This window comes from Pseudomonas sp. D8002, from assembly GCF_013385695.1.
Lineage (GTDB): Bacteria > Pseudomonadota > Gammaproteobacteria > Pseudomonadales > Pseudomonadaceae > Aquipseudomonas.
In genome coordinates this window covers 1-14,236 of the sequence record NZ_JACAPM010000044.1, presented here as the reverse complement: position 1 = coordinate 14,236, position 14,236 = coordinate 1, and the positions used below count along the sequence as shown (strand labels likewise).

Here is a 14,236-nt window from a genome sequence, read left to right as displayed (position 1 = left end):
CTCAGCGGTTGGCGTCGGAGTGGGTCATGGCGGTGTAGAACAGCCAGGACACCAACAGGATGATCAGGAAGTACACCAGCGAAAACGCCGCCGCCGGGCCCAGGTCGAATTGGCCTACGGCCATCTGGGTAAGCGTCTGGCTGAGGAAGGTGGTGGCGTTCCCTGGCCCGCCGCCCGTCAGCACAAACGGTTCGGTGTAGATCATGAAACTGTCCATGAAGCGCAGCATCACCGCGATCAACAGCACGCTCTTCAGTTTTGGCAGCTGGATATGTCGGAACACCGCCCAGCTGGACGCCCGATCAATCCGCGCCGCCTGGTAGTACACATCCGGGATCGCCCGCAGCCCCGAGAAACACAGCAGCGCCACCAGGGACGTCCAGTGCCACACGTCCATCACCAGCACCGTGACCCAGGCGTCCATGGTGTTGGCGGCGTAGTTGTAGCTGATGCCCATCGCATTGAGCGTGGAACCCATCAGGCCAATGTCGGCACGGCCAAAGATCTGCCAGATGGTGCCGACCACGTTCCACGGAATCAGCAGCGGAATCGCCATCACGATCAACACCAGCGACGACCAGCGGCCCTTGGTGGGCATCGTCAGGGCAATCGCGATGCCCAGCGGAATCTCGATCAACAGCACACACGCCGAGTAGATGAACTGACGCAGCAGCGAGTCATGCAGGCGCGGGTCCAGCAGCACCTGTTTGTACCAGTCGGCGCCGACGAAGTAGCGGCTGGATTGGTCGAAGATGTCCTGCACCGAGTAGTTGACCACGGTCATCATCGGGATCACCGCGCTGAAGGCCACCAGCAGGAACACCGGCAATACCAGCCACCAGGCCTTGTTGTTCTGCACCTTGTTCATGGCTGCACCTCCAGCAAGTAGTCATCGGCATACACCATCAGCCACTGCCCCGGAAAGCTGATGGACGCCTGGCCCTCGGGCACCGGTTTGTCTTCGGCCAGGCGCACTTTCAACGGTGCACCATCGAGGTTGAGGGTCATGATCTTGTAGGTGCCGAGGTCTTCCACATGGGTGACTTGCGCCTGTAGCGCGTCGGGATTGTGCTCATCCCACACATGGATAAATTCCGGGCGGATGCCGACCTGCAGCCTTTTGTAAGGCGTTTCGCCAATGCGCTGCTGCAACGCCTCGGGCAACGCCAGATGTGTCCCGGCAAAGCGCACACCGCCCGCCTCTGCCTGCACCTCAATCAGATTCATCCCAGGGCTGCCGATGAAATAGCCGACAAAGGTGTGGCTGGGCCGCTCGAACAACTCCCGGGGCGTGCCGAACTGCACGATCTGCCCGCCATACATCACCGCGATCTTGTCGGCGAAGGTCGAGGCTTCCAGTTGGTCGTGGGTCACGTAGACCATGGTGATGTTGAACTGCTCGTGGATCTGCTTGAGCTTGCGCCGCAGCTTCCATTTCAGGTGCGGGTCGATCACCGTCAGCGGTTCGTCGAACAGGATCGCCGACACGTCATCCCGCACCAGGCCGCGGCCCATGGAGACTTTCTGCTTTTCATCGGCAGTGAGGTTGCGGGCCTTTTTGTCCAGCAGGTTTTGCAGGTCGAGCACCTCGGCAATTTCCTGCACCTTGCTGTGAATTTTCGCCTCGGCCATGCCCTGGTTTCGCAGGGGAAAAGCCAGGTTATCGAACACGGTCATGGTGTCGTACACCACCGGAAACTGGAACACCTGGGCGATGTTGCGTTTTTCCGGGGTCAGTTCGTTGACCACCTTGGCGTCGAACAGCACCTGGCCTTCGGATGGGCTGAGCAGGCCGGAGATGATGTTGAGCAAGGTCGACTTGCCGCAGCCCGACGGCCCCAGCAACGCGTAGGCGCCGCCCTGCTCCCAGACGTGGTTCATCTCGCGAATCGCGTAGTCCTCGGGGCCGTTTGGCTTTGAGCTGTAGCTGTGGGCCAGGTTCTGCAAATGGATCTCGGCCATCAGGCAACCCTCGCGACACGTCGGCCGGGGGCCTGGACCAGCCGTCCCTGGCCATCGAACACAAACAGTTTGTGGGTGGGGATATAGATGCGGATCGGCGCGTCGACGTCGTACTCATGCACGCCGGGCAAATGCAGCACCAGCAGGAAGTGTTCGCTGCGCACATGCAGGAAGGTTTCCGAGCCACTGATCTCGGCGACCTCCACGGTCACGGCCAATTCCAGGTCATCGTCGTTGCTCGGCACCAGGCTGATATGGCTGGGACGCACGCCAAAGCGAAACTCGCCCTCACCGATGGGCCGCAGGTCGACGTTCAGCGGGAAGTGCACGAAGTTGGCGAAGCTCACTTCATTGCCACTGATGCGCCCGGGCATCAGGTTGATCGGCGGCTCGGAAAACAGCTCGGCCGCCAGCACGGTCTGTGGCTGGTGATAGACCTCGGCGGCCTTGCCGCTCTGGATCACCCGGCCCTCGTGGAGAATCGTGGTGGTGCCGCCCAGGGCCAGGGCTTCGTTGGGTTCGGTGGTGGCGTAGATCGCGATGGTATGGCGTGCCTTGAACAGCTCGCGCATTTCCTGGCGCAGTTCTTCGCGCAGTTTGTAGTCCAGGTTCACCAGGGGCTCATCGAACAGAATCAGCTCGGCATCCTTGACCAGCGCCCGGGCCATGGCGGTGCGTTGCTGCTGGCCGCCGGAGAGTTCCAGGGGGTGACGCTGGAGGAATTTCTCGATACGCAGCATTTTCGCGGTTTCGAGGACTTTGCTCTGGATCTGCTCGGCAGAGACTCCGGCCTGGCGCAGCGGCGAGGCGATGTTCTCGAACACGGTCATGGTCGGGTAGTTGATGAACTGCTGATAGACCATCGACACATTGCGCAGGCGCACCGGCTTCTGGGTGACGTCCACGCCATTCATCAGGATGCGCCCGCTGTCAGGCTTGTCCAGGCCGGCCATCAGGCGCATCAGGCTGGTCTTGCCGGAGAGCGTGCGGCCCAGCAATACATTGAAGGAACCGGCTTCGAAACGCAGGTTGGCGTCGTCGATCCAGGTTTGGCCTTCGACAACGCGAGTGACGTGCTCCAGGGTCAATGACATGACACGACCTTTTTATTATTGGAATGGTTCTGGCAGGAGCACAGAGCGAGTTCCGTGCCAACAACCCAAACCTCAGGCCGGTCAACGAGTTAGGCAAAACAGCGATTCGCCTCTGAACAGAAATGAACAGGTCAGGCTGAACAACTGAACAATCGGCGGGTTGACAATGAACAGTTCTGAACAACACTTTGCAGGAGCGAGCAAGCTCGCTCCTGCATAGAGATAGAGCCCAGAACAACAATAAGACAGGGTCACCGCCATGAGCACACCGCTGGCGCACGATGCCATCATCCAGGACTCCTGGCGCCGCTGCCGGGCCTATGGCCTGGATCACCAGAGCACACCGAGCTTCGACCAACTGCCCGCAGACGGCGTCAGCCAGTTGCTGGAAAGCCAGCATTCCCTTGTGCAGACCACCCACCAGGAAGTGCTGCCCTACTACGAAAACATCCTCAGCAATTCCAACTGCCTGATCATGCTTGCCGACAACCAGGGCCAGGTGCTGACTTCGTGGGGCACCCAACGCTTTATCGACCCCAAGCTGGCCCGTGGTTTCAGCGCCGGCGCCAGCTGGATGGAGCGCTCCAGCGGCACCAACGCCATCGGCACCGCCCTGGCCTGTGCCCAGGCAGTGCATATCGAACATGACGAACACTTCCTCAAGGCCAACCGTTTCATGACCGGCTCGGCAGCGCCGATCTTCGATGCGCAGCGGGAAATCATCGCGGTGCTGGATGTGTCCAGCGACAGCTACCTGCCGCCCTCCCACACCCTCGGCATGGTCAAGATGATGAGCCAGACCGTCGAGAACCGGCTGATCCTCAACCTGTTTCGCGGTGAGCATTTCCAGCTGACGTTCAACACCGGGCTGAACAACCTCGACAGCCAGTGGGCCGGGCTGCTGATTTTTGATGAAAGCGGCCAGGTACTGTCAGCCAATCGCCGGGCGGACAACCTGCTGGGCATCAGCCTGTCGCGGGTATTGATCGACAGCCTGTTCAAGGTCTCGTTGCTGGAACTGCTCAACCAGCCCGAAGGCCTGCCCTTCTCGCTGCAAGCCGCCGGACGCAACCGTTTCCAGTGCCTGCTGAAACGGCCGAAACAGGCGCCAGTGCAGGCTCGCGTGTTTGTGGAAACGAAAAAGCCCCGCGAACCTGGCCCCACGGCCATCAGTCTCAAGACCCTGCACTTCGGCGATGCCCGCGTGGAAAAGGCCGTGCGTCAGGCCGAGCGCCTGCTGGAAAAGGATATTCCGTTGCTGATCCACGGTGAAACCGGTGTCGGCAAGGAAGTGTTCGTCAAAGCCCTGCACCAGGCCAGTTCCCGCAGCCAACAAGCGTTTATCGCGGTCAACTGCGCAGCGATCCCCGCCGAACTGGTGGAGTCGGAACTGTTCGGCTATGAAAAAGGCGCGTTCACCGGCGCCAACCAGAAAGGCAGCATCGGGCTGATCCGCAAGGCAGACAAAGGCACGCTGTTCCTCGACGAGATCGGCGACATGCCCCTGCCGACCCAGGCCCGGCTGTTGCGGGTATTGCAGGAACGCTGTGTGCAGCCTGTAGGCAGCAGCGAGTTGTACCCGGTGGATTTGCGGATCATCTCCGCCACCAACCGCTCGCTGCGCGAACAGGTACAGCTCGGGCGTTTTCGCGAAGACCTGTATTACCGCATCGGCGGCCTGACCCTGGAGCTCCCCCCGCTACGGGAGCGCACGGATAAACAGGCGCTGTTCAAGCAGCTGTGGCAACAGCATCGCGAGCCGACGCAGTGGGCCGGGTTGAGTAACGAGGTGCTGGCCTTGTTTGAACAGCATCCGTGGCCGGGCAATCTACGCCAGGTGAGCAGCGTGTTGCAGGTGGCACTGGCCATGGCGGAAGAGCAGCCGATTCGGGCGGAACATTTGCCGGATGATTTTTTTGTGGATTTGAATGGGGTGGTGCCGGTGTGTGATGCAGTGGATGACAGTCTGGACCTGAATGAGCGACTGAAGGCGGTGGGCGGGAATATCTCTCACCTGGCCAGAGAACTTGGCGTCAGCCGCAATACCCTCTACAAACGCCTGCGACAAAACGGGAATTCTGTGTAGAAACACAATCAAAAATGTGGGAGCGGGCTTGCTCGCGAATGCGCTGTATCAGTCGCTGATGCTTTAACTGACAGCCTGCATTCGCGAGCAAGCCCGCTCCCACATTGGAACTACATTGGGTTTGAGAGGTGGGCTCAGTTCAGGACCGGCGTCGCCCCCATTGGCACTTTGCGCCCCGGCGCCGCCATCTCAAACAACTGCTCCACCCGAGCACTCTCCTGCGCACTCGGCTTGATCACCAATGCACACGCCACAAAAATCCCCGCATTGACCACCAGCCCCACAATCCCGCTGGTCAACGACCCCAGCCCGGGAATGTCGTCCGGATACATCGTCGTCAGCACAATCGCCACCACAATCCCCGCCAGCATCCCGGCAATCGCGCCTTCCTTGTTGCCGCGGCGGCTGAAGATCCCGAAGAACAGCGGCACCGCCAACTGGATAATCCCCTGGTAGGAAATCTGCGCCAGCAATTGCAGTCGCGCGTAATCAAAGGTCAGGTACGCCAGCACCGAGGCGGCAACGATAAACACCACCATCCCGGACTTGGCCAACAGCGTCAGTTGCCGATCGGTACGCGGGGTGTTCCAGGTAGCCAGGTCGTTGGCGAACTGGGTGCCGCAGACCTGCACGCAGCCGTCGACGTGGCCGATGCTCGCCGCCAGTACGATGACGATAGCCAGCGCCAGCATCCACGGCCCGCCGATGTCGAACAGCGAGAGGAACCAGCCTTGTTGCGGGTGCGCGATGACGTTCGGGTCCTGGCTGATGGCCGCGGCAAACAGCATCAGAATCCCGTAGAAACCACCCACCAACAGGATCGTGTACAGCGTGCCTTTCTTCACCGCCTTGACGCCGCTGGCGGTGTAGATGCGCTGGAAGCTCATGGGCCAGCACATCGAGCCGATCACGCCGGTGAAGATCAGGCTGAACATGTACAGCGGGCCGTAACCGGTGCCGCTGGCGCCGGGAATCAGCAACATTTTCGCCGGCAGGTGCGCCAGGTTGGAGAACGACGCCTGGTCACCGAACAGCAGGAACACACACAGCGCCGCACACACGACATAGGCGATCAGGCCCTGGAACATGTCGGTCATGATCAGCCCGCGCATGCCCATGCTCACGGTCCAGTACTGGCGCACCAGAACCACCACCACGCCGGCGACCAGGCAGGTGGTGACGCCCCAGCGGCCGAAGCTGGCGAACTGGAACAACATCGCCAACGCCTGGATGCCCATCACCACCCACGGGAATACCGAGATGATGCCGATGATCGAGGCCACGCGCTTGACCACCGGGCTGTTGAAGCGCATGCCGAGCAAGTCCGGCTGGGTGCGCAGGTTGAAACGCTGGCCCCAGGTCCACGCGCGGCGGGCCATCAGGTACATTGCCGTCACGCCAAGGGTGGCGTAGACCATGCCGTAGAAGCCCAGGGCGCCGCCGATGGTCAGGGCGAAAAACGCGGTAAAGGTCGAGCCCGGCCACCACGAGTTGGTGTAACACATGGCGATGTACCACGGCCCATAGGAGCGCCCGCCTACGGCGTAATCGGAAAAACTCGTGCTCTCGCGGTTGGTGGCGTACAGCACGGCGATCATCCCGGCCAGGAACAGGCCGATGATGCCGAAGGTGATAAAGAGGTTGGCATCGCTGGCGGTGCTGATCATTGCGCATCCCCCTCTTCGGGTATTTCGCCGGCCTTCAATTCGGCGACGTACAACGCCCACAGGCCCAGGCCTGCGAGGACGGCAATGGCGATCCAGTAGAAGATCGGCAACGGTATGCCCAGTACCAACGCGGTACTGCCGCTCACGCTCAAATAGAACGGCGGGAATAAGGCGAGCATCAGCAACAGGAAAAAGTACACGCCAAAGAGTTGGCTTTTCAGGCGTCCGGGTGGTGCACTATCAGATTTCATGAGTCGGGTGCTCCTTGAATTTGTGGATCGTTTTTTTGTGTGATCAAACAAAAATCAAGCAGTGAAAACGCAGGCACCAATCAGCGCCCAAGTGACTTCATTCAATGCATTATTGTTGTCTGGCGCAGGCTCAAGCCTGTCTTAGCCAGGTTTCCCATTGCGAATCGTTGATGATGCTGCGGGCACGCATGTGCTTCCAGGTGCCGTATTTGTAGAAGTCGAAATCCAGCTGCGACACCGCGTGCTGCACCATCGCCCAGGTCGACCATTTGATGTCCGCCAGGGCCTTGTGCAACTTGATGCGCGCGAGGTTCTGCGGGGTGACCTGGCCGAAGTAATCCTCGATCAGGGCCAGTTCCATTTCATCAGTGAAAAACATCTCGCCGAACCACAGCGCCAGTTCGTAATGCCGGTCGTTGTTGGAAGCGTATTCGAAGTCCACCAGACGAATTTGCCGACGGTCGTTGAGCATGAAATTACCCGCCAGGGTGTCATTCATGCAGGGAGCCAGGTCGATGCCGGAAGCTTGCAGCACGCCCCGGGCGCGGTCGCATTGGCGGCGCAGCCAGGCGTCGTCGGCGGGCTTGCAGCCGTTGAGTTGCTCCACCTGCCGCTGGTGCTCGGCAATCATGTCGAACACGGTCTTGGTCTGCACCAGTGGCGGCTGGTCGTTGAACGCCTTGAGGGCGTGCAGCGCGTTGTGGCGCACGTCGCGGTCGAGGAAGTCGTGGTTGGAGGAGGCGCGCCAGCCCTCCATGAACTCGAAGACTTCCACGCCGAACTCTTCAAGGAATGCGAACACCGGCGCGCCATAGCCGGTTTGCGCCGCCTTGAGGCTGGCGTCGTGGGCCGTGCGGCGGTCGATGAACATCTCGGTGCCCACGCCCGGCACCTTGAAGAAATACGCAGTGTCGATCCCGGCCACTTCCACCCGCCAGTTGGTGTTGGAAATCCCGCCGCTGACCGGTTCATAACGAATGCCGGTGCCGCCCCAACTGGCAACCCCGCGCACCGCCGCTTCCAGCTGACACTCTTGTGGCGTACACGCCTCACCTAACGCTTTCATGCCTGCCCCTCCTGTACCTGACGTAGCCAACCTTCAAACCGCGGGTCTTGCAGACTTTGGCGGCAGCGCAACAGCGTCCACTGCCCGACCTTGGAAAACTCCAGCGGCCGCGCCGAGGTAGCGCCGACCCACAGGCCCCAGAGCGTCCAGTACCAATCGTTGATCAAGGCGTACAAGCGGCAGCGCGCATAGTCGCTTTCACGGCAGTCGCCGGCCCAGGCATGGATGCCTTCGCGCCAGTCGTTTTCGAAGACGTACAACTCGTTAAGGCTGATGGCCACGTCGTACCAGGGATCACCACTGCCGGCGTAATCGAAGTCGATCAGTTGCAAGGCGCCGTCCGGGCCGATCATCACGTTGCTCGCCACGCCGTCGCCGTGCAGTGGCACCGAGTCGCTGGCGTTCAGTTGCAGCGAGGTCCAGGCCAGGTCAATGCAGGTGCTGATCCAGGCGTGGTCGATGGGCAAGGCCACGCTGTAGCGCACGCATAATTCGCGCAGGTGCTGGATGTCTTGCAGCGGCGAGCGGGCGAAGCCCGGCGAGGTGCCTTGGTGCAACTGTTTCTTCAGGGCCCAGAGCGCTTGCAGGCGCTGGGGCTGCATCAATTCGTCGAGGCGGGCCCAACGCCACTCGCTGGTGGGCAACGCATCCAGCAGCAACACGCCGGCCGTGGCATCCACCAGGCGCACACCCGGCGTCACGTCGCAATCAGCTGCCAGTTGGGTGGCGCGGGCAGTGCGTTCAATGTCGATCAACGCGCGCATGTCGTCATGCAAGACTTTGGCGTAACACTGGCCCCACGGTGCGCTGACGGTAAAACCGGCCCACTCGGTGGCCAGGCGTACCGGCGAGGCAATCCCGGCGGTGCCCTCTTCGACCACCACATGGGCGGACAAGCCGGCGGCCTCCAGGGCGCCCAGCAGCCGTGACTTTGCTTGCAAACGACTCGACATGGCAGACCTCATCGGTAGGCGTTGGGGGTGCAACAGGCGCGGTGCAGCAACGCGGTCAGCATGTGCAGGCCGTTGCGCATGTCCTGTTCGCTGGTGAATTCCGCTTCGTTGTGGGACACGCCATTGCTGCTCGGGATAAACAGCAGGCACACCGGGTAATGCCGGCTCAGGCTGATGGCGTCGTGGCCTGACACGGTGACGCTGTTGCCGATGGGCAAGCCCAGTTGCTGGCCGACGCCGTAGGCCAACTCGGCAAAACCGTGGTGCAGGTGGGTCGGCTCACGCAGGGCGCGGCTTTCGATGCTGTAGTCGGTCGACGTGGCGCTGGCGGTGGCCTTGAGGCTGGCGTCCAGGCGCGCACCGGCTGCGGCCAGTAATTCGGTGTCGGGCGAGCGGTACTCGACATGCAACGTCACGCTGGAAGGCACAACGTTGGGGGAATTGGGATAGATCTCCAGGCGCCCCACCGAGCTGTGCAGTTGCACGCCGTGCAGGTCGGCCTCGGCCCGCACCGCAGTGATCGCGTGGGCGGCGGCCAGCAAGGCGTCCTTGCGTGCAGCCATGGGTGTAGGACCGGTGTGGTTCTGTTCACCGATGAACCGAATCCGTTGCTTGAGGGCGGCCCAGGTGTCGCGCACCACACCGATGGCCAGCCCGTCGCGCTCAAGGCCATCACCTTGTTCGACGTGGATTTCCACATAACCGGCGATGTCCAGCTCGACGCGGCCCTCCCCCAGATAACCAATCTGCTGCAGCGCATGCTTGAGGCTGATGCCATCGCCATCGCGGCAGGCCCAGGCGTCCTGCAGTGGCAGGTCACCGGTGAACACGCTGCTGCCGATCAGGCTGGGCTGGAAACGCGCGCCCTCCTCGTTGGTCCAGTTCACCACCGCCAGGTTGCACGCCGGTACTTCGCCGCGCTCGCGCAGTTGGCGAGCCAGGCTGGCCACCGCGACTGCGCCGGCCAGTACGCCATAGACCCCATCGAAACGCCCGGCACTCGGCTGGCTGTCCAGATGCGAACCACACAGCACGTAGGGCGCTTCTGGATTAAAGGTGATCAAACCGAACATGTTACCCACTGCATCCACACGCACGTCAAAACCGCGTTCAGTCAGCCAGGCCGCGAACAGGTCGCGCACGGCGCCGTCTTCGGCCGAGGCGGCGAGGCGATGCAGCCCACCGGCCTTGGTCGCGCCGATGGCCGAGGTGTCGCGGAACAGCGCCTCGAAGGTTTCAAGGTCCTGTTCACTGGGCACCAGCAACTCAGGGGTAAAGGATATCGACATGGGCTTGCTCCAGGCGGGTCGCAAAGTCGTTGGACGGCGCACGATTGGTGACCAGGGTCGTGATGGCGCTGAACGGCAGCGTATTGATAAAGGTGCGGTGGCCGAACTTGGCGTCATCGGCCAGGATCACGCTGCGCAGGCTGTGTTTGGTCAGTTCCCGGCGCAGCAGCGCCTCGGGCTCCTGGTAGTCCATGAACCCCAGCTCAAGGTCGACAGCGCCGATGCCCATGAAGGCAATGTCGTAGTGGAACTGTCGGACGAATTCCAGGGTGTGGGCGCCAATCAGCGCGTTGTCGTTGCGGCGCACATCGCCGGGCACCACCAGCACCTGGTTGGCGCTTTGCTCGGTGATCAGGCGGGCGATGTCCAGGGAGTTGGTGATGATGCGCAACTGGCTGAACGCGGTCAGTTGCTGGGCCAGGGCCAGGGTCGAGGTGCCGGTGTCGAGGAACAGCACCATGCCTTCGCTCACCAGCTTCGCTGCACATACCGCGATACGCGTCTTGGCCTGGGGCTTGATGCGGCTGCGCACCTGCAGCGGCTGTTCTTCGTTGAGTCGCGGCAGGATCGCGCCGCCGTGGATGCGCCGCAGCTTGCCGGCTTCTTCCAGGTACTTGAAGTCGCGACGGATGGTTTCTTCGGAGACGAACAGTACCTGCGCCAGGTCCGACGCCTTGACGCGCTGGTGTTGAGTGAGCAGGAGCATGATTTCGTCGAGACGTGGCTGGTTGAGCATAAAAGAGGTATTCCAGGGCAGGTTCAGGCGGCCGGTATTGCGCGCCCCACGGCGAAACGCGGCGCGAGCCGGTCCAGCGGGGAGCATAGAACGTAATACAGCCATGGACAGGGTCACGGGTACCTCTCACTCATCAGGGTGTGAAAGGGCAGGACAACACAAAGCGTTTATCACGGGCGGGCTTCTTTTGAGCCCACTCCGGGTGCAATCAATCAAGGCATCAGCATCGGGGGGAGGTGCTGATCCCAGGGGGCGATGGCTTCGACGGCCGCGCAGAATTGCAGCACCTGGGCGTCGGCAAAACGTGGGCCGATCACCTGCAGGCCAATCGGCAAACCGCTCGGGCTGAAGCCGCAGGGCAGGCTGGCAGCGGGGTTGCCGGTGATATTGAACGGATAGGTAAACGGCGTCCAGCGGGCCCAGGGCACCGCGCCCTCCTCGCCCGGCCAGCCCTCGGGGGCAACCCGGTCGGCGGCGAACGGCAGGATCGGCATCGTCGGCATCAGCAGTACGTCGTAGTCATTAAACAGCGCGTGTACCTGATTGGCGAACAGTGCACGTTGCTGCACAGCCTTGAGGTAGGCCGCCAGATCGTAATCGGCGGAGCGCTTGATCAGCGCAGCGAAACCCGGGTCCAGTTGGTCGAGGCGATCGGCCAGGGATTTGCCATAGGCGATACCGCGCCCGCCGACCCACAGGGTTTCGAAGGTGGCCAGCGGGTCTTGCCAGTCCAGGGCCAGGGTGGTGACGGTGACCGGCAGCTCATCCGCAAGGTAATGCACCGCCGCTTCGACGGTGGCGGCGATGACCGGGTCCACCGGCGTATCGAACAAGGTCGGGCAATACGCCACACGCACAGGGCCCAGCGGTTGGTCGCAGCGCGCCAGGTAGGACTCGGTGGGCGCGGGCAAGGCCTGGTGATCCAGCGGATCGGGCCCGGAGAGGATATCGAAGAGCAACGCGCTGTCGCGCACGGTACGGGTGATCGGGCCGGCGTGGCTGAGCATTTCAGTGGCGGACCAGGGCCAGGTGGGGATGCGCCCCAGAGAGCCTTTAAGAGCGAATGCACCGCAAAAGGCGCCGGGAATGCGCACCGAACCGCCGCCGTCGGAACCCAGCGTGGCCGGGACCATGCGTGCTGCCACCGCAATGGCCGAGCCGGAACTGGATCCTCCGCTGGTGAGCTGGGGGTTCCAGGGGTTGCGGCCATTGCCGAAAACCCGGGAGGTGCTGGCGCCGGTCCAGCCGAATTCGGTGGTGGCGGTCTTGCCGAGGATGATCGCGCCGGCCTCCTTGAGGCGGCGGATGATCGGGGCGTCCTGGGTGGGGACGTTGTCCAGGCCGGTCAGCGAACCGCGGGTGGTGCGCAGATTGGCGGTGGAGAACAGGTCTTTGATGCCGAAGGGGATGCCGTGGAGCGGGCCACGAAATTGGTTGGCCTGCGCTTCTGCGGTCAGGATTTCAGCCTGCTCCCGCGCGGATTCGGTGTAGACGTCGCCGAAGGCATTCAGTGTGGGATTGTGGGTTTTGATGGCTTCGAGGCTTTGCTCGACCAGTTGCACAGGGGTCAGTGTGCCTTGGCGGATGCTTTCGGCTGCGTGCAGGACGCTGGGCATGTGGGTCAGTGAGGTATCAGTCTTCATTGAGCATCCTGGGACATCTGCGAAATGATCCAGCGGGTACGTCAATAGACGCCAAGGGAATGGAAGCTGTCAAGTTGGATTTGTTGCGTATGTGGGTTTTGTGGGATTTATTTTTGTCGGAGATTTGGCTTACGAAAACGGGTCGGTTTAGCCGGGGATTTGGCGAAACGTCCTATCAGTAGCAGTGGATAGCTCTGACTTCTTTCTCTTACAAACCTCTGCAAAGTCCCTCGCCTGATCACACAGCGCGAGGGAACGCCGATGTTTTTTTTGATTAATGCTCTGCCCGATGGGGCTGCCTCTTGAATCCCGCCCTAGGCAGGTTGGCCCTGGCTCCCATGGATGTGGAGACGAAGGACGTTGAAGCGGTCTTTCGTAATTTCAGGGAGTGCCTTAACTCGTTTGACGATTGGGCTGAGAGCTTCTGGAGCTTTTCGTCGCTGGAAGTCGAGCAGGTGTTCAAGGTTGGGGATGAGGTCGCGCTGGTCGCGCCTGTTTCCTCTAAAGCCCCCAGTACCACCGTTGCAATGTGCAAACCCAATGGTGCGCTGACCCTGGTGCATATGTTTGAGAGCAAGCGGTTTGTGCCGATCGGCAACACGCCGGTCATGCTCCAGGCCATCGCCGAGGACGGCAGCCTGATCGGTCCCCCCATTCATAAAACCATCGGCCCCAGCGGCATCCTCGAAATCACCGACTGCACGCGCGACCAGCAGTATCGGGTCAGCTTCTACCCCGATGTTTCCAAGGATCACGTCAAGGCGCTCTACGCCTCCTATCAGTCGGTGATCAGCTCGCTGGAAAGCAGCTTGCGCAGTGAATGGACGAGCACCTTCGAAGAGCAGTGGAAACAGTACTCAAACGCCAGCGCCCTCGACCGTCGCAAGTTGATGGACGCCGCGTTTGTGCGAGGGATTACGAACACGCTGTACAGCCTTTGGGACGGTATTCCAAACCTGTACGACTGGCTGGCGGACATCAAACCCAATAGCGAAAAGTTGCTGCAGTACCTCTCCCAAGGCGAGCTTGAAGAGCTGTTGAAGCTCAGCAATGAGGCCATTGCCAACGGTCTTCTGGTGCTGAGCGATGAACCGCTGCTGTTCATCTATCTGTCGGCGATGTTCAGTTGGGCGCAATTGCTTCCGCCGCCGGACATGAACGAGCTGCTGGGGGAAATGACTTCCGAGGTACTGCTCAACCTGCTGTTGCTGTTGGCCACCGGCGGCATGGGTGTGGCGGTGCGTTTGGGCCCGCAGGTGCTGGGCAAGGTCAGGTCCGGCCGGGCACGGGTGTTACTCGAGCAGATGGCCAAGTTGGGCGAGGCACCACGGCTGGACTGGCACCCCAGTGTGCTTAAGCCGGTGTCGCTTAAAAATGATCCAGTGTCGATCAAGGCAGCGGCCGTGCCGTTGAAGGCCGGTGTAAACGAGGTTTCGAATCCGGCAGCGCTGGTCCGAAAGCCTAAAGCGGCGCGCACGGCGCTGGTGAA

At 61.5% G+C, this 14,236-nt stretch carries 11 protein-coding genes and 1 pseudogene; 2 read left to right on the top strand and 10 right to left on the bottom strand.

The window, feature by feature from the left end; translation table 11 throughout:
• Position 1: 1 nt before the first annotated feature.
• The 3 genes from HX807_RS25285 to HX807_RS25275 are packed head-to-tail and all read right to left on the bottom strand — an operon-like array spanning position 2 to position 3,056.
• Positions 2–868 (bottom strand): carbohydrate ABC transporter permease, encoded by an 867-nt coding sequence (locus tag HX807_RS25285; RefSeq protein ID WP_003218527.1) that lies wholly within the window; start codon positions 866–868, stop codon positions 2–4.
• Complete coding sequence (locus HX807_RS25280) at positions 865–1,962, bottom strand: ABC transporter ATP-binding protein (RefSeq protein WP_102369282.1); 1,098 nt, start codon at positions 1,960–1,962, stop codon at positions 865–867. The genes HX807_RS25285 and HX807_RS25280 overlap by 4 nt, the downstream gene beginning before the upstream one ends.
• Positions 1,962–3,056 (bottom strand): ABC transporter ATP-binding protein, encoded by a 1,095-nt coding sequence (locus tag HX807_RS25275; RefSeq protein ID WP_003218524.1) that lies wholly within the window; start codon positions 3,054–3,056, stop codon positions 1,962–1,964. The genes HX807_RS25280 and HX807_RS25275 overlap by 1 nt, the downstream gene beginning before the upstream one ends.
• A 259-nt stretch (positions 3,057–3,315) precedes the next feature.
• Between HX807_RS25275 and HX807_RS25270 the strand changes: the two genes are divergently transcribed.
• A complete protein-coding gene (locus tag HX807_RS25270) occupies positions 3,316–5,142 on the top strand; it encodes a sigma-54-dependent Fis family transcriptional regulator (RefSeq protein WP_008433053.1) in 1,827 nt (608 codons plus the stop codon).
• Between the two features lie 134 nt (positions 5,143–5,276).
• On the opposite strand, the gene HX807_RS25265 is transcribed toward HX807_RS25270, so the two are convergent.
• The 7 genes from HX807_RS25265 to HX807_RS25235 all read right to left on the bottom strand — a co-directional run bounded on the left by HX807_RS25265 (position 5,277) and on the right by HX807_RS25235 (position 12,720).
• Complete coding sequence (locus tag HX807_RS25265) at positions 5,277–6,809, bottom strand: sodium:solute symporter (RefSeq protein ID WP_177051432.1); 1,533 nt, start codon at positions 6,807–6,809, stop codon at positions 5,277–5,279.
• Positions 6,806–7,060 (bottom strand): hypothetical protein, encoded by a 255-nt coding sequence (locus HX807_RS25260; protein ID WP_003218518.1) that lies wholly within the window; start codon positions 7,058–7,060, stop codon positions 6,806–6,808. Before HX807_RS25260 ends, HX807_RS25265 begins: the two co-directional genes overlap by 4 nt.
• Before the next feature lie 130 nt (positions 7,061–7,190).
• Positions 7,191–8,126 carry a choline kinase family protein gene (locus HX807_RS25255; RefSeq protein ID WP_003218516.1) on the bottom strand — a complete coding sequence of 312 codons (936 nt, stop codon included), beginning with the start codon at positions 8,124–8,126 and terminating at the stop codon, positions 7,191–7,193.
• Positions 8,123–9,079, bottom strand: a complete 957-nt coding sequence (locus tag HX807_RS25250) for an aminoglycoside phosphotransferase family protein (protein WP_177051430.1) — start codon at positions 9,077–9,079, stop codon at positions 8,123–8,125. Before HX807_RS25250 ends, HX807_RS25255 begins: the two co-directional genes overlap by 4 nt.
• 8 nt (positions 9,080–9,087) lie before the next feature.
• The gene (locus tag HX807_RS25245) at positions 9,088–10,368 is read right to left on the bottom strand and encodes a Zn-dependent hydrolase (RefSeq protein ID WP_177051428.1); all 1,281 of its coding nucleotides are present in this window, start codon (positions 10,366–10,368) and stop codon (positions 9,088–9,090) included.
• Entirely contained in the window at positions 10,346–11,104 is a 759-nt protein-coding gene (locus tag HX807_RS25240) for a DeoR/GlpR family DNA-binding transcription regulator (protein ID WP_177051426.1), read from the bottom strand. Before HX807_RS25240 ends, HX807_RS25245 begins: the two co-directional genes overlap by 23 nt.
• Positions 11,105–11,316: 212 nt before the next feature.
• The gene (locus HX807_RS25235; protein ID WP_043224881.1) at positions 11,317–12,720 is read right to left on the bottom strand and encodes an amidase; all 1,404 of its coding nucleotides are present in this window, start codon (positions 12,718–12,720) and stop codon (positions 11,317–11,319) included.
• A 365-nt stretch (positions 12,721–13,085) separates the two neighbouring features.
• Here HX807_RS25235 and HX807_RS25230 point away from each other — a divergent pair.
• A pseudogene (locus HX807_RS25230) lies at positions 13,086–14,236 on the top strand (type IV secretion protein Rhs); the annotation flags it as partial.